The following is a 24,348-nucleotide window of genomic DNA, read 5'->3' as shown; positions in this document are numbered from 1 at the left end:
GCCTATCGCCCCCCTTCCGTCACCGACGCCGTTGCTCCCGGAACCGTTGCCTGTTGTGCGCCGAACGTCCAGCCGGCCAGGCGATCTTCGGCGATGTCGATGTCGAGGTAATCCGCACGTCCATCCATCAAGCGCGTGAACGCGGTGAACAGGTAGTGGGCGTCGGTTGGCCCCGGCGAGGCTTCGGGGTGGTACTGCACGGAAAACGCCGGGATGTCCAGAAACGCGATGCCCTCGGCCGTGCCGTCGTTCAGGTTCACATGCGTCAGCTGAATGCGGCCGAAGCGCTCGTTCTGCACGACGGGCGCGATATGCGCGTTCGCCCAAAAGCGCAGGTCGTCCTCATGGCCCTTGAAGCCGCCCGAAAGTTCCGGCACAAGCGCGCCCAAGCTGGGGAACACCAGGCTGAAGCCGTGGTTCTGCGCGGTAATTTCCACGCGGCCGGTGAGCAGGTTCATAACGGGGTGGTTGCCACCGCGATGGCCGAACTTCAGCTTCTCGATGTCGGCGCCGGCAGCCTTCGAAATCATTTGGTGCCCCAGGCAAATGCCGAACACCGGCACCTTGCCCAGCAGCTGCTCTACCTGCACATACGTACCCTCAACCGCCTCCGGGTCGCCGGGGCCGTTCGACAGAAACACGCCGTCGGGTTCCATGGCCAGCACGTCGGCTGCTGGGGTATCCCACGGCACCACCGTAAGGTCACAGCCCGCGCGCACGAGGTTTTCCAAAATGGAACGCTTCGCGCCGCAGTCATACGCCACCACGCGATGGCGCGGCGCCGCGCCCCCGGCCACGGCAAACTCATGGCTTGCCGGTAACTCAGCGAACGTGTGCGGCGCGTCACACGACACGGTGGCCGCCAGGTTCACGCCCACAATCGACTCACTCGCGCGCACCTTCGCAAGCAGGCTGGCCTCGTCGGTATCCACGGTTGAAAGCACCGCACGCTGCGCGCCATGGTCGCGCACGTGACGCACGAGCGCACGCGTGTCCACGCCTTCCACAGCCACCACGCCGTGTTCGCGCAGGTAGTCGGGCAGCGTGAGCTCGCTTCGCCAGTTCGACGGCGTCGCGCACATGTCGCGCACCACCAGCCCGCGCAGCGCAGGCACTTCCGCCTGGGCGTCTTCGCGGTTCACACCGTAATTGCCAATCTGCGGATACGTCATGGTGATAATCTGGCCGGCATACGACGGGTCGGTAATCACCTCAAGGTAGCCCTCAAGCGACGTGTTGAAGCAAATCTCGCCGTACACCTCCCCCGCCGCCGCACACGACGTGCCGCGAAACACCGCGCCGTCTTCCAACACAAGGAGCGCCGCCGCGCCCGCAGGCTTCGACACACCCCTCATTAACCGCTCGCTGATCTGGCTCAAAGCTCTTCCTCTCGCTCGGGCAACGCGCCTACAAAAAGCGCCTCCATCTGATGACGAGGCGCACGGATGCAGGAATATGTTGCGCACCTTGTCGGTCTCTCCGTACCGCCCTTAAAGGTCGAACGCTAGTATACGACTATCACGCGTATTACGCAGGCAAAATGCAGTATTTTCTTAGTTTCGCGCAGAAATATGCAGAATGTGGCGAAGGTTGGCGAACGGGAACCACGCGCGGCGTGCCTACCCCAGCTCTGCCAGACGCTCGCGGGCCTCACGCACGACAGGCAAGCGGTTTCCGTGCTCCACAACGAACGCAAGCGCCGCCCGCTCACCAGCAGCATCGCCGCGCCTGCGCTGAATGGCGGCCACCTCCGCCGCTGCCTGCACGCGCATACGCGGCAGATAGGATGCCGACGGGTATATCTGCGTGTAGCGGCTCAGCAGTTCCTCGTCGTTTCCATCGCGGCGCGCCTGCAGAATGGCGCGCTCCCACGAAAGGAAGTTCTCGCGATCGTCGAGCTGTGCACCTGCCTGCTTAAGGGCCGCCTCGGCCTCGTCGATCACGCCAAGCGCCGCCTCCGGCCCGAACAGGCGCACAACCACGGGTTCCATGTTTATCAGCAACCCCGCGCGCATCGCCGGGTTGGGCGCGTGCTTAGCACCCTCCACCATGGCGGTGCCGATAGTAGCCGCCTCACTAGTGCGCCCCATATCGTCCAACGCCAGCGCATAAAATGACAGAAACCACGAGCCTGCCTCGGTATACGGCGGCTCAATGACCTGGGCCAACGGTTCACCCTGTTCCAAAAACGCCGGCGGGTCGCACGCATCGTTGTAAAGCGAAACCAGCGCGTCAGCCTTCTGATCGGCCTTGCTCCCCAGTACGCGCGACAACCCCAGCAAGCAGGCGAAAAACACCACGACCAGCGCTACCATACCCTCAAGCGTCGCAAACATGTTGCGCCCCGCAAGCGCCGACCACGCATACAACACCGCAAAGGGAGCTATCGCCGCCACCACATACACAGCCATCTTATATCCCTTAAAGTAAGGCAGCATGCCATTCCTTTCGCCAGACCCATCCACGCACCTGTTCCCCACCAGCATACCCCAGCACGCAAAAACGTGCACAAATCGTTCGGGTGAGACTATCTTTTAGGGGAATATATTCGTATAGTACTCAGTAATCGTACAATCGTGCGACTTCGTCCGAGAATCGGAGGTCATGATGGCAACGATGGTAGTCGGGCACTATCCTATCAACGGCGACACCGCAGAACACGCATTCGCGAAAATGAAAATCGGGGAAACAGAGTACCGCTTCCAATGCTACGGAGGCACGAACGACAAAGGTACGGAATGCCCCGCTCATTACTTTTTACGTCGCAGTTCATTTTACTTTCGCATCGCCTGCGAAACCGCAGAAAGAGAACTGACCTGCCATGCGAGAATCGCGCTATGCCTCGCTCAGTGGACCCGCCCCATCTACTTTGATAGGTACGATTACAATAGCAAGAAAGGCGGCTACCGAAACCGTGGCGATTCTGCGGGCATTATCTATGGGTTGACGGGGTTGTGCCATCAAATGTGCAACACCATAACGTGCGCAACAGACGTGACCGATCCGCTGCATGCGCTCATTAACTGGCCCCCATCGCTGTCGGCCTCAAAAATCATATATGGGAATCGGGGAATCTGGGGGCATGAGCGCGCCATCTCCAAATACGTGAAAACGCTGGTAGCGTGCTACGGCGAGAATATGAGTGATGACCATATTCTGGATGAAAACTTCGATTCCGCAGCCCTTGATGCCGAACTAGCGGCCATCAACGAAGAGCAGGATGCTGCCATACGATGGGGTCTGACAAATGGCCCCGATACAGATGAGCGGCGTGATTTTCTAAGCGAACTTGTGCCCAACCTCAACGAATCTCAGCCGATCCTCGACGCCGATTTTGAAACCATGTCACTCAAGCACGAATTGGATAATCTGCTGATACGAGGGCAACTCTCCAATGAAGAATACGCTGCCCGGATGAACGAGGCCACGCGCACCCTGCTCTTCCGCTATGCCGAGGTTATGGGTGAGAACGTATTCACGGATGCCTTTGAAACAAGACCAGATGATATTCAGTACAACATCATCAACCCTGAATACATGCTGGATGATTATGAGATAGTGAAAGAGGAATTAGGTTTGTAGTAACGCACACACCCGCCCGCTGAACGGGAAACATGCAAGTTGAAAGAAAAGAAGCCGGGGCAGCATGTCCCGGCTTCTTCGTGTTTTATGCGTGTGTGGCGTGGGTAAATCACACCCCCGCGCTTACTCGACGATAGCGCCGTCCTCCAGGGTGGCGTAGCCGGCTAGGTAGACGTCGGTGGCGCGGCCGGTGAGTTCGGCGCCGATGAAGCCGGAGTTCGTGGCTTTACTGAGGAAGTCGTCGGCCTCCACCGTCCAGATGACCTCGGGGTCGATGACCGTGAGGTCGGCCACAGCGCCCGGCTCAAGCGCCACGCGCTCGACGCGTAGGATCTCGCGGGGCTTCGCGCTCATCAGCTCCACCGCGCGCTCCCAGCTGATGATGTCCGGCGCAACCAAGTGCGTGATGACCAGGGCCAGCGAAGTCTCCAAGCCGGTCATGCCGAAGGGCGCCAGCTCGAACTCGCAGTTTTTCTCGTAGTGCGTATGCGGCGCGTGATCGGTCACGATGGCGTCCACCGTGCCGTCTTTCACTCCTTCCACCAGCGCGGCGGCGTCCTCGGCCGTGCGCAGCGGCGGGTTCACCTTGAGGAAGGTGTTGTAGTCGTCCCCTATGGCGTCCTCGGTAAGGAACAGGTGGTGCGGCGTGACTTCGCAGGTCACAGGCAGGCCCTCGGCTTTCGCGGCGCGCACCAACTCCAGGCCACGCGCGGTGGTCAGGTGCTGAATATGCAACGGGCAACCGGTAAGACGGCACATGGCAATGTCGCGGGCAATCTGAATCTCTTCGCCCTCGGCCGGCCAGCCCAGCATGCCGAGGCGCGTGGAGGCCACACCCTCGTTCACCTGGCCGTCGCCCACCAAGTCCTCGTCCTGGCAGTGGCTCATGACCACGCGGTCGAACTGCGAGGCGTAGTCCATCACGCGGCGCATCATGCCCGCGCCCTGCACGCCGCGCCCATCGTCCGTGAAGGCCACGGCACCGTGGGCCACCATATCGCCCATCTCGGAAAGCGTCTCGCCCTTAAGCCCCTGCGAGCAGGAGCCGGCCACATGCACGCGGCACTTGCCAACCGCCGCTGCGCGTGCTTGCACATACTCCACGCCCACCGCGCTGTCGATAACGGGCTTCGTGTTCGGCATGCAGCACACCGCCGTGAAGCCGCCATGGGCCGCCGCGCGCGTGCCGGAGGCGATGTCTTCCTTCTGCTCAAAGCCGGGCTCGCGCAGATGCACATGCATGTCTACCAGGCCGGGTACCACAATCTTGCCGCCCAGGTCGCGCTCGACGCCCTTCTCCATGGTGAGGCCGGTACCAATTTCGACAATCTTACCGTCGCGCACGAGGATGTCGGCCGTTTCATTCAGACCCACCTGCGGGTCAATCACGTGGGCGTTCTTAAGCAGTAAGGCCATCTTCGCTCCCTCCAAGCAGCAAATACATTTCGGCCATGCGGGTGAGAATGCCCGCATACACCTGATCGAGAATGACCGAGCGCTTCGGGTGATCGGCCATGTAGCTGTCCAGTTCGACGCCGCGGTTGATGGGGCCGGGGTGGCAGATGAGGGCGTCGGGCTTCATGAGCGGCTCGCGCTCCTTCGTGAGGCCGTAGAGCATGTTGTACTCACGCAGGCTCGGGTACGGCGCGCCTTCAAGACGCTCGCGCTGGATGCGCAGCATGTACACCACGTCCAGGTCAGGCAGCACTTCGTCAAGCTTCGTGGTCACGCGGTCGGCGCCGAGCACGTCCGGGCGCGCGGGCAGAAGCGTCGGCGGCGCAATCACCGTCACGTCGCAGCCCATAATCTTGAGCGCCGGGATAAGCGAACCACACACGCGGGAGTGCCCGATGTCGCCAACCACGCCCACCTTAAGGCCGGCGAGGTCGCCCTTGACCTCCCAGATGGAGTACAGGTCCAAGAGCGCCTGCGTCGGATGCTGATGCTTGCCGTCGCCCGCGTCAATCACGTGCGCGCCAGACACATCCGCAATCTTGCGCGGCACACCGGCGTGCTTATCGCGCACAATAATCATGTCAATCTTGTAGGCGCAGAGCGTCTCCACCGTGTCCACCAGGCTCTCGCCCTTCACCGTGGACGTGGAGCTGCCGCCGAAGTTCAGGCTGTTCGCACTCAGGCGCTTCTCGGCAATCTCAAACGACGAGCGCGTGCGCGTGGACGGCTCGTTGAACATATTTACTACCGTGACACCCTTCAAGGTGGGCACCTGCTTGATGCGGCGCTCGTTGACCTCCTTGAAGCGAGTGGCCGTCTCCAGGACGGTCATGATGTCGTCGGCGGAATACTCCGTGATATCAATCAGGTGCTTGTGATTGAACGCCATGCCTATTCACCTCCCAGCGGTGCCGAACCCACGTGAGAGCCCGGTGCTACTTCCAGAATTTCCACCTCAGACTTGCCGTCCACCTCTTCAAGGAACAGGCGCACGCTCTCGTCGGCCGACGAGGGCACATTTTTGCCCACGAAGTCGGCGCGGATGGGAAGTTCGCGGTGGCCGCGGTCCACGAGCACCGCCAGCTGCACCGTTTTCGGACGACCGATGTCCATAAGCGCGTCGAGCGCAGCGCGGATGGTGCGGCCCGTATACAGCACGTCGTCCACCAGCACGACATCTTTGCCGTCGAGGTCGAAGAGAATGTCCGTGGAATGCACCTCCGGCGAGAGATGCGTCGCGAAGTCGTCGCGATAGAAGCTGATGTCCAGCTTGCCGAGCGGCACCTTGGTGCCTTCGATGGCCTCAATCTTTTCGACCAGGCGCTTGGCGAGCAAATCGCCCCGCGTCACAATGCCGACGAGCGCGATGTTCCCCGCGCCCTTGTTCGCCTCGAGGATCTGATGCGCAATGCGCGTCAACGACCGCTCGATCTCGTCTGCGTCCATGCAGACGGTCTTGACCGTGCCTGTTTCGGTCATGCACCCACCCCTTTCGTCGGGATGGTACAGGCGGACCTCGTCCCGCTGGGCGGGCGCCTGCCGCGGGCATGAAAAAAGCCTCCGCGACAGACAAAGGCTTCGACTCGTCGCGCCCTTGTGTGAGTGGGCGCTTGGGGTTCTACCTTGTCGGTCTCTCTGTACCGCTTTTAAAGGACTGGGGGCAGTATAGGCGCTTTGGATCAGTTTGGTAACCCCTCTTGCACGGTTTTCTTCGAAATGTTGCACGAGGGGTAGAAACGGTGTGGTGCGGAAGAGGGCGAGAGGTAGGGAACGTGCGGAAGAGGGGGCGAAGGGGTGAAGAAGCCGGGCGTTAGCGTTCCTCGTCTTCGAAGCCCCAGCGGCGAACCTCCGGCTCAAGCTGCACGCCTGTGTGTTCATACACGCGCTCTTGCACGAGCTCGATAAGAGCACAGACATCAGCGGCCGTGGCATCACCTGCGTTGACGAGGAAACCCGTGTGTTTTTCCGACACTTGCGCGCCGCCCACACGCACGCCGCGCAGGCCTGCCTCTTGCACGAGCTTCCCCACAAAGTGACCCTCAGGGCGCTTGAAGGTGCTGCCGGCGCTGGGCATATCGAGCGGCTGCTTTTCGGCGCGGCGACGAGCGAGGTCGTCCATGCGCTCTTGGATGACTGCAGGGTTATCGGACGTGAGGCGCAGCGTTGCCGCCAGCACCACATAGCCCGCCGCGTCCATCATGGAGTGGCGATACGACCAGGCGGCCTCTTCGGCGCTGACGTCCACCACCTCGCCTGTGGGCGTGAGGCAGCGCAGGGCCACGGCCACGTCCTTGAATTCGCCGCCGTAGGCGCCGGCGTTCATGATGGCCGCGCCGCCTATGGTGCCCGGGATGCCGCTTGCAAACTCATAGCCGGCAAGTCCCGCCGCACACGCCACCTGCGCAACATCGGCATTTGAGGCGCCCGCCTGCACCTGCAACACGTTTCCCTGTCGCTCGATGGTGGCAAAGTTTTCCGCCAGGCGCACCACCACACAGCGCAGGCCCGCATCAGCCACCAAGAGGTCACTCCCCAGGCCCAGCACACGCACCGGCACGTCCGCCTGGCGGCAGAGCATAAACGTTGCGCACACGGCCTGTTCCGTGCGCGGCTCAACGAACACGTCAGCCGGGCCGCCAATCTGAAACGTCGTATGAGCGGCCATCGGCTCGTCTGAGCGTACCGCGTCCTCACCTGCGATCTTCTTGAGTTCGAGCACCAGCGCCTGTGCGTCCATGCATCCCCCTTCTTCGCGCGTGCGCGCCTACTTCTTCCGGTTCGCTTCGTAGAGCTTATGCAAGCCGCGCAACGTGAGCGTGTCGTCGGCCTGCGCATCGTGGCGCAACAGGGCCGCAAGTGCCGCCGCATGCGTGCCCGTGACCACCACCGTAGGCGTGCTACCAAGTTCGGCTTCCACCAGGTCAAGCAAGCCATCGAGGCGCGCAACCTCGCCCATCACCACGCCGGCCTGCATGGCCTCGCGCGTATTCTTCCCAATGACCGACTGGGGTGCCTTCAGCTCCACCACCGGCAGGCGCGCGGCAGCGTTGGCAAGCGAGCGCGCGCCCAGCGCAAGCCCGGGCGCTATGATGCCGCCCACAAACACGCCGTCGGCATCGACCACTTCTAAGTTGGTGGTGGTACCCAAATCAACCACCACCAACGGACCGGTGAATTCCGCAAGGGCTGCCACCAGGTCAGCTATGCGGTCGGGCCCAATTTCAGCCGGGTCGCTGTAGCGCATGCGCACGCCCGTCTTGAGGCCCGGGCCCACCACGAGCGGACGACGGCCACACTCGGCGCGCAACGCCTGCGTCCACACCTCAACGAAGTCAGGGACAACGCACGACAAGACCGCGTCGGCCGGCGCGGCAGGCAGCACACCCACACCAGCAACGCCCGCGCGCCTCACCCGTTCCCCCAAAAACGCACCCACCGCACACCGCGCTTCATCAACCGTCAAGCGCTCGGGCGTGGACGCTTCCCACGTATCACCTAAGGCGCCGTCCACGAACAGCCCAAAGCGCGTCGAGGTGTTGCCCACGTCCACCGCCAGCACACCAGTTGGTTCGGGCCTCGCGTTCATGCGCCCTCCTTTCGGCACCGTTCGCTCATCGGTGCACCCATTTCTCCGTCTTGCGCGCACACTACTGCATTTTTTGCGATGCCGCGCGCGCCTTGCGTGATTATACTGTACCCGTCCCAACGGTAACCCGACTTCCCGAAACGAGGGGAAGCGGATATACGAAAAGGAGAAGGACATGGACTCTGTCAAGGGGCAGCTCACGCTGCGCGGCATCCTCATTGGGTGCGTCGGTTGCATCATTATTACCGCCGCCTCGGTGTACACGGCCCTCAAAATGGGGGCGCTTCCCTGGCCCATTGTGTTTGCGGCCATCATTTCACTGTTTTTCTTGAAGGCGCTCGGGCGCAGGCGCGCCAGCCTAAACGAGGCGAACGTCACGCACACCGTCATGAGCGCGGGTGCCATGGTGGCGGGCGGCCTGGCGTTCACCATCCCCGGCATTTGGATGCTGGGCTTTGCCGATGAGGTGGGCTGGTTCGAGATGCTGTTGGTGGCGCTGTCGGGCGTGGTGCTGGGCCTGGTGTGCACCGTGCTGTTACGTCGCCACTTTATTGAAGACGCCGATTTGGAATACCCTATTGGCGAAGCGGCTGCTCAGACGCTTATTGCGGGTGACGCGGGCGGCAAGGTTGGCGTGAAGCTGTTCGGCGCGATGGGCATTGCGGGACTCTACACGGCGCTGCGCGACTGGGTGGGCGCTATTCCCGCCATGCTACTGGGGAACGTGAGTATTCCAGGCGTGGCGTTTGGCATATACAACTCCCCCATGCTGCTGGCCGTGGGTTTTCTGGTGGGAACCGGCGCGGTGCTGGTGTGGTTTGCAGGCGCGGTGCTGGCGAACTTCGGCATTATTGTGGGCGGCAGCGCAGCGGGGCTTTGGGATATCGCGAGCGCGCAGGGCATCGTGTCGAGCCTAGGCATGGGTGTGATGATGGGCGCCGGCGTGGGCGTAATCTGCAAGAACATTTTGCCGAAGGCTGTGCACATGCTGAAGGACACGCGTGGGTCGGTGGTGCTGGGCGCGGTGGTGAGTGCGGCTGACGCAGCGGACGCTGGCGCGGACGCGGATGTGCGTGCGCCGAAGCGACGGATGCGCCTGACGGCTGGCCTTGTGGCCTGCGCGGTGGCAGCGGTGGCGCTGGTGATTTGCTTCGGGTTGCAATTGGGCCCCGTACCTGCCGTTATTGTGGTGGCGCTTGCATGGGTGGCCACCGCCATGAGCGCGCAGAGCGTGGGGCAAACGGGCATCGACCCCATGGAGATATTCGGGCTCATTGTGCTTCTGGCCGTGGCCGCCGTGTCGAACGTGCCGCAGGTGCAGCTGTTCTTCGTGGCCGGTATTGTGGCCGTGGCCTGCGGTCTTGCGGGCGACGTGATGAACGACTTCCACGCAGGGCATGTGCTGGGTACCTCCCCCAAGGCCCAGTGGATCGGCCAGGCTATCGGCGCCTTACTGGGTGCCGTGGTGGCCGTGGCCGTGATGGTAATTCTCGTGAGCGCATACGGCCCCGAGGCGTTCGGCCCGCAGGCGTCGTTCGTGTCGGCGCAGGCCTCGGTGGTAGCCACTATGGTGTCGGGCATCCCGAGCGTGCCGTCATTTGCGCTGGGCCTGACGGTTGGGTTTGTGCTGTACCTGGTGGGCTTTCCCGCGATGATGCTGGGACTGGGCATCTACCTGCCCTTTTACATGTCGTTCACCGCATTTCTGGGTGCCATGGCGAAGGTGGTGTACGATGCCGTGTGCAAGCGCCGCCGCGCCCACCTCTCCCCCGACGAACAAGCCGCTCGCGAGAAGGCTCAAGCCGAAACCGGCCTCGTAGTGTCAAGTGGCCTGCTCGGCGGCGAATCCATCATAGGCGTCCTCGTAGCCCTCACCGCCGTAGCCACCGGCTTGGGAGCGTAAAAGGTAAATGCAGGTACGCTTCCTTCGAAATGCCCGAAGATATCACCAACAACCAGGTTGAGCGGAAAACTCATTTCAACCTGTCCGGCTGGGAGGTTTGAGAGGATTCTTGGCGCGCCGCTCCGCTGCTCAAATGCTCTTCCACGCATCGCGCGGAAGAGCATTTTCGTGCGCTGCACTCCTTCATGCTTTAGCATGCGCCCTTCGGGCGCGAAGAAGACAGTGTTCAGAAGCGCCAAGAACCCTCCCAAACCCCCCAGCCTACGTTGCTCCACTAGAGTGACGCGCTTACGCGCTACCTATTTAGTCAAAGGCATCCCACATCCCACACTTTATGACGCAGGCTGACTGACTTGTAGGCATTGACTTACAGCTGGCATAATGCCCGTAGCGGCGTTCTCCAGAGCGCCGTTCGCGCGTAAGCGCGAAAACGCAGGTCATGGTTATATTTTCATCTTCAGCGGAGTGCTTTAACCACTGCACTTCTCTATCAACCAAAACAACAACGTCAACGCCACCGGCCCCCCTTTGTCATTCTGAGCGGAGGCGCGAAGCGCCGTAGTCGAAGAATCCCGTGTGGCGCCAGCAAGAAACCGCCAGAAGAATGCCCACGTCATAATGCGAGGGAGTCGAATGTCTCTTAACGTAATCAGTAGCGCGAAGCGCGTCACACTTTTTCGCGCAATAGAGACGCAGAGGCCCAAAACCACGCAGGCACGCCCGTGATGGGAAGGCGCGCCTGCGAGTTATGCGGCCGAGCGGGTGGTTCCTGCCGCGAGTAGGTGGAGTGAGCCTAGGAAGCGTCTGCTGCTTCCACCACATAGGAGAGGTTAGCAACAGCAACATCACCTTCTGGGAAGTAGTTCAATTGGGTACCACTAGGAAGAAACAGACTGAAATCCACCGCAAATGTGGTTGGATTGCTGGTGCTACCCGCAGCTAAAGTCCAGCCGCCATTGGGTATGGACGTATCGGCTGAAGTAAGCGGAACCCTCACTTCCTCGCCAGAACCCGCTTTCGGGGTAAGCAAGACGCGAAGTCCATCAGGGATAGTACCCTGAGCAAAAAGTGAGGCGGCACCACTGGTTGGAGCACCCTTTACGGCAGTAATCTTGAGGGGCTTAACGGTTCCAGACGAGAAGGTAAAGTTCCCCTGACCAGTAACATTACCCGTAGCATCAATCTGAATAAGAGCATCACTTGGAAAAGTGAAATCTATTTTCAACGTCCAGTGAGCAGTCAAAGTAACGTTGTCCTTATCCTTGTCCCACATTACACCGCTTACGCCTTTACCCTCTGCGTCGTAGTACTGCTTGTTTTGGTCATCGAAGTATCCAGCAAAAATATAACCATCCTTATCATTTGGCACTGTCACCTGCGGCATAGGGGCATCATATGTCGCAGTTGTCGAGGTATCGCCGCCCTCACCTCCGTCTGGATCAAGCGTGACTTGATAGGACTTAGCCTTCCAGCAAGCAAACCACATAGCAGGTTCCACGGTGGATGTTGGCAGACTTACGGCCTCTCCTTTTGGTGTCGTGGACCAGCCATCGAGTTCGTATCCTGTCCTTGACAGATTCTCAAGATCAGGAGGCACCGTGGGCTTAAGGAGTTCTATGTCAACCGTCTTGGTTTGAGCGCCATCGCGCCAAGTGCCCTCATTGCCGAGGAATTGAACAGAAACCTTGATGGGTTTAGTGCTATTTGAGTTGGTTACACGAAGACCCACTTTGACGGAACCTGGTTGGCCATCTGCCTCCGAATGCTGGTTCTTAGACGAATCGGTCACCCGCAAACCCATAAGCGTAGTGCCAACGTTGGCTTCCTCCGCAAGTGCAGGCACAGACACTAAGGCTGCCAGAACCAGCGCACAGGTAAGAACGCACGCAACCACCCGCCGAGTAAGCCGCGAAGTACTTGATATGTTATACCTGATAGACATGCTTATTGGTATCCCTTCCGATAATCAACCCGCATGGGATTTGTCGCAAAAGGTTGGTAGTGCGTATTTGTTAAAACTCACTGCAAGCTACCTCTCACTTGTCCTCCGTAGGCAGGGTTCTACCTTTGCCGTCAACCATGGGTGACTTGCCAGGTTAGTCGTTGCCGAGCGGCAAGGGCAGAGCCCTTGCCCTACGGAGGACTAACACTTCGCAACCTTCAAGCCCTACCCCGTCGTAAACTCCTGTCGAGGACACAGTCCGGGCAGATTCTAGATACTAGATTAGAGGCAGAAGCAAGGACAAATACCCCAGGAGACACTCGCGCCATGGGTGACAACCAAGTCGCCATCTGGCGACACACGAAGAAAGTCTGCATCACTGTAAGGGCTAGCAGTGCGCTGCCACCAGTAGGTTGCCATCTGAGCCGAGTCTTGGGCATTCTTTTGGTATTTCTTAACAAGGCAATCGTTTGTACCTTTGTTTTGAGTCACTTTGCCGTTCCAGTAGGCGTATTGGGTGCCTTCTTGAGATGTCCAGTGACCAGATCCCCAATAGCTTTCAGAAACAAATTCGGAGTAGCTTGCAAGGAAAAGTTTGTCTTTTGTAGTAGCGATAGTAGAGGTATCACCGATTCGCGAAGGCTGGTATTTTTTCTTGACAAGTTCGATAGCGTTTTGCAATTCGTCAGGAACCTGCTTCCAGATGAGATCCTTGTCGAATCCATAGGAACAATTGTCAATCCCTGGGTTCATGTTTGAGCGGAGTTCGCTCGCACCCCAGCCACCATCATTGGAGCTTATCACGCTATTTAAACTGTAGGCTAAGTTAAGCAAATTCTTAAACTGGAACGTGAGACCCGCCTTACCACCAGAGGCCTTGTCATCGTGAAGAACGTCGATGATGCGCAGGTCATAGGTTCCGTTCGTCCACGTAGACTTGCATTCATACTTGGTGTCATCAGTGGCATAAGCTGCGTACATATCGTAGTAGAGAGAGCCTTTACCCTTGTTAGAGATGTCGTTGGCATGTGCTTTGACATCGGTAAGGGAATAGACTGTGCTTGTTTTCGCATCTTGCAAGTAGAAAGCATCGTCTGTTTTGCCGTGGCCCGTGGGTGTAAACGTAAACCCTGCAAAGGTGCACATGACGGTGGCAAGGGATACTGTGTTGCCACTGGTATTAGCTATATCTTCTTTCACCTCAGCATTCGCAAGTTCAATTTTGTTTGTCAGATTCAAGCGGAACGTATAGGGAGCTGAGGCATTGGGAGCGATGCCGAAAGCTTCATTATCAGTTGGGATAGCGCTATTTACATCAGTGCCGTAGCCGAAGTTCACAGCTGCGTCTTCGTATCCTTTGGGATAAAGGCTAAAGATTCTTTGGCTATCAAGGCTTCTTGAGGTGTCGAGCGTTTGGATGTTGTTTTCAACGCTAACATTAGTACATTCAACACTATCAAGCTGCACAGATTGACCAACGGAGTTGTTCTTGAAGATAGCAGTACCCGTAGCACACTCGGGTTTTGTGGCTACGTCGTAGCCATCTCCGTCTCCCAAGGTTACTCGTGTGGGAGCGGTGACGCTAATTTGGTTGTTGCGTGCATCGGCGAGATAGGCAGCAGGCAGGGATGAGTTGGTGTTCATGAGAGCGATGTTGGATTCTGCATCAGGGTTCGGAGAGACTTCTACGGTGCGGCTGGCGCGAGTGAGTTCCACATCATCCAACGTGAGCACGGCGGTAACATCGGAGGTGCCTGCTTTCTTAGCGTTTACTTGGCCAGCATCCACCGACAAAGGAGCAGCCGCGTAGGAGTAAGAAGCCTCAACGGGGTCAGGAGCTTGGAGGTTGCCGCCTTCTAACAGGTTGGCTTCTTGTCCAGCTTCAATAGTGAGGGGTTCTTCGGAAAGCGTGACGCCGTAGGGCATGAGGTGGTTGTTGTCGGAAGGAAGACCGAGGTTCCAAAAGTTCTCGGACCCAGAGGGGATATAAACCGAGACATTTGCGCAACGAGAAATGGTATCGTTCGCAATTTCGGGAGCACCGAGAGCAACGATGCGCTCAAGCGATGAGCAGGAAGCGAAGGCTCGGGAGCCGATTGTTTCGATGCTGGCCGGGAGCCAGAGGTTCTTGAGGGAGGTGGCTTCGAAGGCGCGCTCCCCTATGGTGCGCAGGGTGTTGGGAAACTCGATAGCTGCGAGGTTCGCGCAACCGGCAAAGGCTCCACTATTGATGGTGGTGAGGGTGGAAGGGAGCTTTACGCTCGTGAGTGAGCCGCGGTTGGCGAAGGCGTTTTCGGCGACGGTACTCACGCGGTAAGGTACGCCGTTGATCTCGGCAGACGACGGGATTTCGAGGTCTGCTTGCGGGTCGTCTTTGCCTTGCCAGGAGACGGAGAGGGTGTAGTTCTCAAGCAAGGTGTAGGTGAGGCCGCTAGCTACGTTGTTGTCCGGAGTTGTGGTTGAGCCAGGTTTGGCAGGTTCAGCAAAGTGCTTGAAGCCAGCCGCTTCCCAAACGGCCTTGCGAGCTTCGTAGCTCTGCCCTGCGGGAAGGGCTACAACTGCGGACACCTTAACTTCGTCAGCGAAAGCTGTCGGGTCGATTGATTGCACGTTGCCCAGAACGGTGATCGACGCAAGATCCTTGCAACCTGCAAGGGCATATTCGCCGATAGTCTCAGTTTCGGTTGGCAGTACGACGGCTTTCCCGTAAGCCGGCGGGCAGGCAACCAAGGTCTTCATATCTTTAGAGAACAACATTCTGTCGTAGCTAGTAAATGCGGTGCTGCCATCCCCGGAAGAGAGTGAGGTACCCGAACGGCACAGGGACAATGCCTGGGTGAGAATGGATTGAGTGAAGCCGGGGATGGTAACAGCACCCTCCTTACCCTCGGGAATGAGCAGGAGATGCGAGTAATCTTTGGTGAAGATCATGCCGTCAAACGACGAAAAGCCCTCACACTTGGGGCTTATCTGGACATGCTTGAGTGACGAGATACCTTTGAGTGCCTCATCGTCGATATCTTTGATTGTTTCAGGAAGAGAGAGTGATTCTACAGAATACTCAGTGAATGCCCCCCCCCCGCAAGGGTTTTGAGGGTAGTCACCATGTAGGTGTCGCTACCACTTACAACCTGGGTGGGGACGGAGATGGTTTTGAGATCGGTGGCATGGATGCCAACAAGAGCGACGGAAGTTCCGTCTTCGTTTACCTCATATACGAGACCTTCGGACACAAATGTGCCGAGGGTTGCTTTGGGAATTCCTTGGACGAGAGGCAGAGCGCCTGTGGTTTGGGATTGAAGAAGTGCGACTGAGGTCGCAAGAGATTCGTCGCTTGTAGGAGTTCCTTGGGTTTCTCCTTGGGCGGCTAAAGGCTCAGAAAGCCCCCCCCCCCCGGAGATTTTTGGATTCCGCAGTATCTGCGAAAGCAGGCAATGGGCCGGCAACCAAGGTGCACGACAACGCGAGAGCGCAAGCCGTCTTGCCGTACCGCAACATTCGGTTTCGCATGGTTATCCCTTGTCCTTTTGTAGTGCTTCTTCCCGTCTACACCGCCACGACATCGTTTCCCGGTCCGTCGCTCAGTGCGGCATATATCCGGCATAGTAGCACGCGATTTTCGATTGTGAAGAGTGACCTTTCTTGACCGCTGTAAGAAAAGCCAGCGTTTCAGCAGTACATCGCCGCAGGTGGGACATATACCCCACCCCACTTCAGAATCTATCCCCCGCACCTACTAGCCTCCATACTTTCTCCATAAACAGTGACACGCTTCGCGCTACCGATTACGCCAAATGCATCACCACCTACCCTCGCATTTTAACGCGGGCCGACTATTGAGAAAACATAGACAACGATCAGTATAACCAGCACTGGGGTGCTGCCCGCAATAGCGCACAGCACCCCAGTTCTTGAAAGAATTACCGCTTCGTAGAAAGAGACCCTCTTAAAGAGAACCTCGCTAGACCGCTACGGCTCTCATTCGACGCTTTTCTTCCGCCTTTTCCGAAAGCCACATATTGATGATTGCTTGCCTACTCACGGAAAGATGACGGGCTTCTTGATCAAGTTCATCAACGAGCCAGCTTGGCATCGTGCCATTTACCTTGCGCGGCTCGTCGCCCTTTCCTGGCTGGCAAATAGAATCTTCAATGATAAATTCAGTAATATCTTGGCCTTCGTCGACCATACGATCAAATTCTTCAGCAGTTATTGATTTTGTCATAAAGGCTCATCTCCTTACGCGTCGCTTTTCTCACCGATATGATGCGTATGCGATCGCTTCGATAGGTAACTACCGCAAGCCAACACGTTCCTGCAAACCGAGCCAAAACACCGTACCGCTGCTCACCAGAGTGAGCGACTTTGAACTCAACTCGATCTTCATCTAGCCAGAGATCTTGCGCCAGTTCAAAATCCATACCATACTTTTCAAAGTTTTGCTCGCTTTTATAAGGGTCATATTCAAATTGCATGATTCGACCCCATTTCTATAGCGATTATACCTCTTTTAGACATATAATCAATGTCATATTCATGGTATTTCCTGCCTTGAGAGACAAAGCAACATAAGACCATGATGGCTCCTTTGCCTTGTTCCTGGGTTGAGAGGATCTTGCAAGCATGGTACGGACAATGAGGAACACCATTGTCATCTATGGCCCGTCGCCCTTTTCGAAAGGATTGTAACGGCACTTGCACTGGCTCTATTGTGTAGAGTAGTATAGCATAAATACACGTACAAATGTTTCTATTTTTGGAAGAAAAATAGAAACACGTACCCTGCTCAGTAAAGAAAACCAAAAAAGAAAGCCCTCGTCATAATGAGAGGGAGGGCTTTCTCATTTGGCTTAATTAGTAGCGCGTAAGCGCGTCACATTTTTATCGGCGGTGTGGCGATGCCCTGGCACCTCGTTAGTTAAACTTGAAAATCTTTTGGGCCATGCGGTAGCCGGTGATGCCTATTTTGCGGCCGAGTTCCGTGGGGAGGTTGGTGCCCATGTTGAGGGCGCTGCGGCGGATGCGGCGGTAGACGTCGGGGTTCTGCGCCTTTAGGTAACCCCAGATGGCCTCGCGTTTATCCTCCGCCTCATCGGTGTCAATCATGCGCAGGAAGATGGAGCAGATGCACATCATCATGGAAAGGTAGTTCTCCATATAGCGCTCGAGGCGCTTCTCAGGCACACCACCCGGCAGTTGCACCGCGTCAATCATGAGACGCGTCACGCGCAGTTGCTGGTCGATGCGGCCCATCATGACGCTTTCATTCACACTCTGATCTTCGCGGCCAATGAAGTAGCGGTACATGTCCACGTCGCGATAGTAGATGGTCTTCACGTGCGGTAGCGGCACGTACACGAAGATGTTGTCCACGTAGAACGTATGTTTCGGCAGTTGGAGGCCCATTTCGTGCAGCAGCTCGGTACGATAGATAACCGAATGCATGAGCAAATATTGGCTCTGACCGAAGTGGCCCACCTCGTCCCAGCCGAACTCGCGCCCCTCGGGAAACACGTTGCGGTAGTGCATGACCGTGCGGGCACCTTCCGCCACCTTCTCGTACACATAGTTGCCGATGACCAGGTCGGTGGCGTCTTCAAGCTCGTTTTGGCGGCGCAGATACGTCATGATCTCGGCCATGGCGCGCTCGTCAAGCCAGTCGTCGGAGTCCACCACCTTGAAGTAGCGACCCGTCGCGTGCGCCAGGCCCGTGTTCACGGCCTGGCCATGCCCGCCGTTTTCTTGATGGACGGCGCGAATGATGTCCGGGTAACGGCGCTCCCACTCGTCGGCCTTCGCGGGCGTGTCGTCTTTGGTCGACCCATCGTCAACGATGATAATTTCAATGTCATCACCGCAGGCAAGCAGCGATTCGATACATTTATCCATGTAGGCGGCCGAGTTGTAGCACGGCACGGCAAACGAAAGGGTTTTCATGGTGCGCTGCCCTACCCCACCAGCTCATCGGCCAGCGCCAGCGCGCGCCCGATGATAACGTCCATGTTGTAGTAGCGATACTCCGCCAGACGCCCCAGCGGGTGGAAGTTGTCCAGCGTTGAGGTGAGGGCGCGGTAGCGCTCGTAGTGCGCCGTGTTCTCGTCGGACAGAATGGCGTAGTACGGCGTTTGCGTCTTCGGGTCGTCGTAGGAGTGGCTGTACTCCTTCATGATGGTGGTCTTGTCGGCGGTCTGGCCGGTGAGGTATTTGAACTCCGTGATGCGCGTGTAATCCTCGGTCACCGTGAAGTTCACCGTGCCGCAGGGCAGCACGTGTTCGGTGTCGTGTGTCTCGTACACGAAGTCCAGGCTGCGGTACGGCAGGCGCCCGAAGCGCGACAGGAAGAGTTCATCCAGCGGACCCGTGTAGATGATGGGGCCCGTGAACGGACGCTCCTTCATGTTGATGGCCGACAGCGGTGCGTCTTCATCGTCGCTTTCGAACTCCAGGTCAAACACGCTTTCTGCCTCGGTGTTCAGGCACACCTGAATGCCTTCGTGGTCGAGCATGCGCTCAAACAGCGGCGTGTAGCCATGCAGCGGCATGCCCTGGTAGGCGTCCTGGAAGTAGCGGTTGTCGCGCGAAACGAACACGGGCACGCGCGCCGTGACGGAGGGGTCAACCTCTTCGGGCGTGAGGCCCCACTGCTTCTGCGTGTAGTACAGAAACACATTCTTGTAGATGAAGTCGGCGATTTCGGCCAGCTCAGGGTCGTTCTGGGCGCGCAGCTCGGTGATGGTAACCTTGCGCTCGTCGCCAAACGTGTCGATGAGTTTCTGGGTGAGATGCGCGGCCTTCTCTTCGCCAAAGGCAATTTCCATCGAGTTTTTGTTGAACGGCACAGGCATATAGGTGCCGTACCAGTCGGCGAGCACTTCGTGCTGGTAGTCACGCCATTCGGTGAAACGACGTACGTAGTCGAAGGCGCGCTTGTCGTTGGTGTGGAAGATGTGAGGCCCGTAGCGGTGCACGAGGATACCCGCTTCGTCCAGCTCGTCGTACATGTTGCCGCCGATGTGCGGGCGCTTCTCAATGACTAACACGCGCTTGCCGCCGCGTTCGGCCAGCTCGCGCGCCATCACGCTGCCGGCAAAACCGCTGCCTACAACAACAGCGTCCACCTCGTCGATGTCGACGTCCTTGAAATCGCAGTACTGCACACCCATGGGGGCACCTTCCTTTATCCTGAGGTTTACCAGGGCCGCGCCGGCCCGAACTATATGCTTATTACACCGAGCAGCTATTTTACCGGGAAGCCGAAACGCTGCGTGGATTATCATACAAACCGGATAACTTACGAAAGGATGGTGCTATGAGTTCATTCCTCGATTCCATGCTCGCGCGTGCCGCGGCCGACAAGCAGACCATCGTGCTGCCCGAAGGCGACGACGAACGCACGCTGGTTGCCGCCGAGCGCATTCTGGCCCAGGAGACGGCTAACCTGATTATTCTTGGCGACGCGGATGCCATACAGGCGAGCGGGTATGCTCTCGACGGGGCCCTTGTTGTTGACCCTCGCACCTCCGATATGCGCGAAGAGTTGGCCAACAAGCTGTTCGAACTGCGCCAGCACAAGGGCATGACGCCTGATCAGGCGCTTGCACTTATGGACGACGTGCTGTACTTCGGCGTGATGATGGTGAAGATGGGCCGCGCCGACGGCATGGTGGCGGGCGCGTGCCACGCCACGGGAGACGTGCTGCGTCCCTGCCTACAAATCTTGAAGACTGCGCCGGGTGTGGCGCTGGTGAGTTCATTCTTTGTGATGGTGGTGCCGAACTGCGAGATGGGCGAAGCGGGCACGTTCATCTTCTCCGACTGCGGCTTGGAGGTGCAGCCCGACGCCGAGCGCCTGGCGCACATTGCCGTGAACTCGGCGAAGTCGTGGCGCACGCTGCTGGGCACCGAGCCGAAGGTGGCGCTGCTGTCGCATTCGACCTATGGGTCGGCGAAGAACGAGGACGCCGCCAAGGTGGTGGAGGCAACCGCCATCGCCAAAGAACTAGCGCCGGAGTTGGCGCTGGATGGCGAATTGCAGCTGGATGCCGCCATCGTGCCGTCCGTGGGAGCGTCGAAGGCACCGACCTCTGCGGTGGCCGGGCAGGCGAACGTGCTCATATTCCCCGACCTGGATGCCGGCAACATTGGCTACAAGCTGGTGCAACGCCTGGCGAAGGCCGAGGCATACGGCCCCATCACCCAGGGCATCGCCGCCCCGGTGAACGACCTCTCGCGCGGCTGCTCCGCCGACGACATCGTAGGCGTCATTGCCATCACCTGCGTACAAGCACAGGCGGCGAAGGCGTAGGAGTTTCACCGGGTGTAACCCCCGTTGTCATCCTGAGCGGAGCGCCGCAGGCGCGTAGTCGAAGGATCCCGAGCGGCGATAGCAGGAAGTCTCACTGCTGGCACCACACGGGATCCTTCGACTCGCTTCGCTCGCTCAGGATGACAAAATTATTTACTCAGTAAAAAGTGGTTCGTTGACGCGTTCGTGAACTATTTCATAGGTGTCGCGGGCGATCATGTATTCCTCGTTGGTGGGGATGATAATGATCTTCACCTGCGAGTTGTCGGACGAAATCTCGCGCTCGAAGCCGCGCTGGCGGTTCTTCTCTTCGTCGAGAATGATGCCGAGCGGCTGCAGGCCCGTGAAAATCATGCGGCGCATCTTCTCGCAGTTCTCGCCCACGCCGGCCGTGAGCACGATGGCGTCCACGCCACCCATGACGGCGATGTACTGGCCGATGTACTTCTTCACCGAGTTGGAGTACATGTCGTAGGCCAGCATGGCGCGCTCGTCGCCCTTCTCGGAGGCGTCGCGCACACTGCGCAGGTCGTTGGAGATGCCGGAAATGCCAAGCAAACCCGACTTCTTGTTCATAAGGTCGTTCATCTCAGCGGGCGTGAGGTTCTCGTGTTCCATGACGAACGGCACGATGGCCGGGTCGATGGCGCCGCAGCGCGTACCCATCATGAGGCCGTCAAGCGGCGTGAGGCCCATGGAGGTGTCCACCGCCACGCCGTGGTCGATGGCGCTGATGGAGCAGCCGTTGCCCAGGTGGCAGGTGATGAGCTTCAGGTCCTCAAGCGGTTCGTCGAGCACCACTGCCGCGCGCTCGGAGATGTAGCGGTGCGACGTACCGTGCGCGCCGTACTTGCGGATGGCGTACTTTTCGTACAGCTCGTAGGGCAAGGGGTACATGTAGGCCTTCGGCGGCAGCGTCTGGAAAAACGACGTGTCGAACACTGCCACCATAGGCACGTCCGGCATGTGCTTGAGGCAGGCATGGATGCCCATGAGTGCCGCCTTGTTGTGCAGAGGTGCGAGCTCGGCCAACTCGTCAATCTTGCTGATGACGTCGTCGTCGATGAGCACCGAGCGGTCAAAGTATTTGCCGCCCTGCACGATGCGGTGCCCCACCGCGTCAATTTCATCCAGCGATTCAATGGCCTTCGTCGCGCCGCTTGTGAGCGACTCCAACACCAGTGCCATTGCGTCGTCGTGGTCGGCCATCTTCGCGTCGATGACCACTTCGTTTTTATCCAGCCCGTGCTTGTGAAACGCCTCGGCAGAACCCACGCGCTCACAAATACCCTTGGCGAGCAGTTGGTGATTTTCCACGTTCACCAGCTGATATTTCAAGGAAGATGATCCTGCATTGATAACTAGTACGTTCAACGACCCGCCTCCTTTTAGGTGTTATTCCCTAAATTAACAATTGTACGGATGCGATATGGTCATCGAATGATTGGCCCCCTATGTTTCGGCAAACGGCGTGCCACTCACCGAAAAGGCTTGAGGTTACTTCACCAGTTACTTCGAAGGATTACCAGAGTTCATGGGCGCGCCGCCGAGCACATGGACGTGAATATGATGCACGGTCTGCTGGGCATCGTCGTTGGTGTTCACGATAACGCGGTAGCCGCTCTCGGCAATGCCCTTGATCTCGGCCACCTTTTTCACGGTGTTGAACAGATAGCCCATCTCTTCATCGGGAATGCCATCCCCGATGTTGTCGTAGTGGTTCTTCGGCACAATGAGCGTGTGTACGGGCATCTGTGGGTTGACATCCTCAAACGCGAGCACGCGGTCATCCTCATACACCTTCGTCGAAGGAATCTCCCCCGCCACAATCTTGCAGAACAAGCAATCATCTTTACGCATAATAAACCCCTTCTCTAAGACAAGCTAGAATCACGCGATGCGTCGTCCGCTTCGCCTACAAGTTCGCCCATCAGCACGTCAACCTTCTGCTGCGCCTCGGCGAGCCGGCCCTGCAAGGCCGCAAGCAAAGCAACGCCGCGCTCGTAGCTTTTCAGGCTGTCTTCCAGCTCCAGCGTGTTGCTCTCCAGCACCCCCACGATGCCGTCCAACTCAGCCATAGCCTCGCGAAACGTCATTTCCTCGATAGGCTTTTGCTCGGTCATGCTTTCTCCTCCCACGTAAGTACGGTCGTCTCGATGTGCCGCGTTTCCTCCACGCGACATGCCAGTTCACCATCAGCTACAGCCACCACAACAGGTGCGCCGGGCGGAGCCTGATCCACGCTCTTCACCACCGCGCCCTCTTCGGTGCGCGCCACCGCATAGCCGCGCCCAATGATGGCCAGTGGCGAAAGGTCATGCAGGCGAGCAGCCGCAATACCCGTCTGGGCGCGGTACGGCGCAATCATCTCACCGCCGCGCACAATGAGGCGGCCGCGCAGCGATTCAACACGCGCCCGCTCGCGCTCCGTCGCACGCGGCAACATATGAGTAAGGCGTGCGCGAGCCGCCGCCAAGGCCGCCCCATCGCGCTCAAGTGCCCGCGGAAGGGAGCGCGCCAGACGGTCGGCGTAGATATCGAGCGTCTGGGCTTCCATCGCAAACAGCAAGGTTGCGTCACAGAATACCGGCCGGTCAGCCAGCCGAGAAAGCGCGGCACCTTCGCGCTCCAGAGAGCGCGCAACACAGGTGGAAAGCGAGCGCGCCCGCGCCTCGAAGAAGCGCTCCAAACTCTCGCGCGCCGGCGCCGCCGCCTCAGCTGCGGCCGTGGGCGTAGAAGCACGCAGGTCGGCCACCATGTCGGCGATGGAGGTGTCCGGCTCATGGCCAATGCCCGTCACCACAGGCACAGGGCACGCCGCAATGGCGCGCGCCAGCCCCTCGTCGTTGAATGGCATGAGGTCCTCAAACGAGCCACCGCCGCGCACCACCAGCACCATTTCAGCACCCGCAGCACACACGCACCGGATACCCTCAACTATACGCGCTGGTGCCTCACGGCCTTCTACCGGCACGCCGGCCACCAGCACGCGCGCCAGCGGGAAACGACGGCGCAGCGTGCGCAAAACGTCGTGCACGGCCGCACCGCGCGGCGAGGTCACAAGCCCAATACACTGCGGCAGTTTCGGCAGCGGCCGCTTGCGCTCGGCGCGCATGAGCCCTTCGGCTTCCAGCTTGCGGGCCAGGTCGGCCACCTGCTGGCGCAGCATACCCTCGCCCGCCAGCGAGAGGGAAAACACATCGAAATTCATGCGCCCTTTCGGCGCATAGAGCGTAAAACGGCCGGTCAACTCCACCAGCTGACCCACGACCAAGCGCACACCCGAGGCCTCGTAGCGGTTGTTCCACATCATGCACGGCAACGACGCACTCTTGTCTTTCACCGTGAAATAGGCGGCCTTGTAGCCCGGCTTGCACGACACCTCGGACACTTCGCCCACAAGGCGTACCACCACGCCTTCCAGCGCGCCTTTCGCAAGCGCCATCGCCGCCGACACCGACAGCGTTTGCGCGTCCCGAGATTCACCACCGGCAGTTCCCGAGGTCGCAGCGCGGGCACGGCTCAGTGCCGCATCTACGTTCGCGCGACCCCCTTCTCCTCGCTCCCCCATGGCG

20 protein-coding genes and 1 pseudogene are annotated in these 24,348 nt (G+C 58.8%); 3 read left to right on the top strand and 18 right to left on the bottom strand.

The genetic code is table 11. The features are described 5' to 3' along the window. Positions 1-2 precede the first annotated feature (2 nt). Together carA and QNJ86_RS00440 are read right to left on the bottom strand one after the other, a co-directional pair. The gene (gene carA, locus QNJ86_RS00445) at positions 3-1,379 is read right to left on the bottom strand and encodes a glutamine-hydrolyzing carbamoyl-phosphate synthase small subunit (protein WP_283830591.1); all 1,377 of its coding nucleotides are present in this window, start codon (positions 1,377-1,379) and stop codon (positions 3-5) included. A gap of 240 nt (positions 1,380-1,619) precedes the next feature. Beyond that, positions 1,620-2,438, bottom strand: a complete 819-nt coding sequence (locus QNJ86_RS00440; RefSeq protein WP_283830589.1) for a hypothetical protein — start codon at positions 2,436-2,438, stop codon at positions 1,620-1,622. A gap of 166 nt (positions 2,439-2,604) precedes the next feature. On the opposite strand from QNJ86_RS00440, the gene QNJ86_RS00435 reads away from it, so the two are divergent. Then, on the top strand, positions 2,605-3,582 hold the full coding sequence (locus QNJ86_RS00435; protein WP_283830588.1) for a hypothetical protein: 978 nt from the start codon (positions 2,605-2,607) through the stop codon (positions 3,580-3,582). Positions 3,583-3,705: 123 nt separating this feature from the next. Here QNJ86_RS00435 and QNJ86_RS00430 read toward each other — a convergent pair whose 3' ends face one another. The 5 genes from QNJ86_RS00430 to QNJ86_RS00410 form a co-directional block, all read right to left on the bottom strand. Beyond that, on the bottom strand, positions 3,706-4,998 hold the full coding sequence (locus tag QNJ86_RS00430; RefSeq protein ID WP_283830587.1) for a dihydroorotase: 1,293 nt from the start codon (positions 4,996-4,998) through the stop codon (positions 3,706-3,708). Then, positions 4,982-5,926: an aspartate carbamoyltransferase catalytic subunit gene (locus QNJ86_RS00425; RefSeq protein ID WP_283830586.1), complete on the bottom strand. Its 945-nt coding sequence runs from the start codon at positions 5,924-5,926 to the stop codon at positions 4,982-4,984. Before QNJ86_RS00425 ends, QNJ86_RS00430 begins: the two co-directional genes overlap by 17 nt. Before the next feature lie 2 nt (positions 5,927-5,928). Beyond that, positions 5,929-6,516: a bifunctional pyr operon transcriptional regulator/uracil phosphoribosyltransferase PyrR gene (pyrR, locus tag QNJ86_RS00420; protein WP_283830585.1), complete on the bottom strand. Its 588-nt coding sequence runs from the start codon at positions 6,514-6,516 to the stop codon at positions 5,929-5,931. A gap of 331 nt (positions 6,517-6,847) precedes the next feature. After that, a complete protein-coding gene (murB, locus tag QNJ86_RS00415) occupies positions 6,848-7,774 on the bottom strand; it encodes a UDP-N-acetylmuramate dehydrogenase (protein WP_283830584.1) in 927 nt (308 codons plus the stop codon). Between the two features lie 27 nt (positions 7,775-7,801). Continuing rightward, positions 7,802-8,623: a type III pantothenate kinase gene (locus tag QNJ86_RS00410; protein ID WP_283830583.1), complete on the bottom strand. Its 822-nt coding sequence runs from the start codon at positions 8,621-8,623 to the stop codon at positions 7,802-7,804. Between the two features lie 175 nt (positions 8,624-8,798). Here QNJ86_RS00410 and QNJ86_RS00405 point away from each other — a divergent pair, with 175 nt between their 5' ends. Continuing rightward, positions 8,799-10,526, top strand: coding sequence for an OPT/YSL family transporter (locus tag QNJ86_RS00405; protein ID WP_283830582.1), 1,728 nt, complete (start codon positions 8,799-8,801; stop codon positions 10,524-10,526). Positions 10,527-11,319: 793 nt separating this feature from the next. Here QNJ86_RS00405 and QNJ86_RS00400 read toward each other — a convergent pair. The 7 genes and pseudogenes from QNJ86_RS00400 to glf all read right to left on the bottom strand — a co-directional run bounded on the left by QNJ86_RS00400 (position 11,320) and on the right by glf (position 19,631). Further along, a complete protein-coding gene (locus QNJ86_RS00400) occupies positions 11,320-12,468 on the bottom strand; it encodes an InlB B-repeat-containing protein (RefSeq protein ID WP_283830581.1) in 1,149 nt (382 codons plus the stop codon). Positions 12,469-12,750: 282 nt separating this feature from the next. Continuing rightward, positions 12,751-15,399 (bottom strand): leucine-rich repeat protein, encoded by a 2,649-nt coding sequence (locus tag QNJ86_RS00395; RefSeq protein ID WP_283830580.1) that lies wholly within the window; start codon positions 15,397-15,399, stop codon positions 12,751-12,753. Positions 15,400-15,432: 33 nt separating this feature from the next. Continuing rightward, a pseudogene (locus tag QNJ86_RS13855) lies at positions 15,433-15,531 on the bottom strand (hypothetical protein); the annotation flags it as partial. An 898-nt stretch (positions 15,532-16,429) separates the two neighbouring features. Beyond that, the gene (gene brnA / locus QNJ86_RS00390) at positions 16,430-16,693 is read right to left on the bottom strand and encodes a type II toxin-antitoxin system BrnA family antitoxin (RefSeq protein ID WP_283830579.1); all 264 of its coding nucleotides are present in this window, start codon (positions 16,691-16,693) and stop codon (positions 16,430-16,432) included. Continuing rightward, complete coding sequence (locus QNJ86_RS00385) at positions 16,671-16,943, bottom strand: BrnT family toxin (RefSeq protein WP_283830578.1); 273 nt, start codon at positions 16,941-16,943, stop codon at positions 16,671-16,673. Before QNJ86_RS00385 ends, brnA begins: the two co-directional genes overlap by 23 nt. A gap of 439 nt (positions 16,944-17,382) precedes the next feature. Continuing rightward, a complete protein-coding gene (locus QNJ86_RS00380; RefSeq protein ID WP_283830577.1) occupies positions 17,383-18,405 on the bottom strand; it encodes a glycosyltransferase family 2 protein in 1,023 nt (340 codons plus the stop codon). An 11-nt stretch (positions 18,406-18,416) separates the two neighbouring features. After that, positions 18,417-19,631: a UDP-galactopyranose mutase gene (gene glf, locus QNJ86_RS00375; RefSeq protein ID WP_283830576.1), complete on the bottom strand. Its 1,215-nt coding sequence runs from the start codon at positions 19,629-19,631 to the stop codon at positions 18,417-18,419. Between the two features lie 146 nt (positions 19,632-19,777). Between glf and pta the strand changes: the two genes are divergently transcribed. Next, positions 19,778-20,773, top strand: a complete 996-nt coding sequence (gene pta, locus QNJ86_RS00370) for a phosphate acetyltransferase (RefSeq protein WP_283830575.1) — start codon at positions 19,778-19,780, stop codon at positions 20,771-20,773. 153 nt (positions 20,774-20,926) lie between these two features. Here pta and QNJ86_RS00365 read toward each other — a convergent pair whose 3' ends face one another. From QNJ86_RS00365 to xseA, 4 genes are all read right to left on the bottom strand, one after another. Then, positions 20,927-22,147: an acetate/propionate family kinase gene (locus tag QNJ86_RS00365; protein ID WP_283830574.1), complete on the bottom strand. Its 1,221-nt coding sequence runs from the start codon at positions 22,145-22,147 to the stop codon at positions 20,927-20,929. Positions 22,148-22,282: 135 nt separating this feature from the next. Further along, positions 22,283-22,633 (bottom strand): histidine triad nucleotide-binding protein, encoded by a 351-nt coding sequence (locus QNJ86_RS00360; RefSeq protein ID WP_283830573.1) that lies wholly within the window; start codon positions 22,631-22,633, stop codon positions 22,283-22,285. A 14-nt stretch (positions 22,634-22,647) separates the two neighbouring features. Continuing rightward, positions 22,648-22,896, bottom strand: a complete 249-nt coding sequence (xseB, locus tag QNJ86_RS00355; protein WP_283830572.1) for an exodeoxyribonuclease VII small subunit — start codon at positions 22,894-22,896, stop codon at positions 22,648-22,650. Next, on the bottom strand, positions 22,893-24,344 hold the full coding sequence (gene xseA / locus QNJ86_RS00350) for an exodeoxyribonuclease VII large subunit (RefSeq protein WP_283830571.1): 1,452 nt from the start codon (positions 24,342-24,344) through the stop codon (positions 22,893-22,895). The genes xseB and xseA overlap by 4 nt, the downstream gene beginning before the upstream one ends. Between the last annotated feature and the right edge of the window lie 4 nt (positions 24,345-24,348).

The sequence above is a fragment of the Gordonibacter faecis genome (genome assembly GCF_030077735.1).
Taxonomy (GTDB): domain Bacteria; phylum Actinomycetota; class Coriobacteriia; order Coriobacteriales; family Eggerthellaceae; genus Gordonibacter; species Gordonibacter faecis.
The sequence above is the reverse complement of the archived record's forward strand: the minus strand, read 5'-3'. Positions and strand labels throughout refer to the sequence as shown.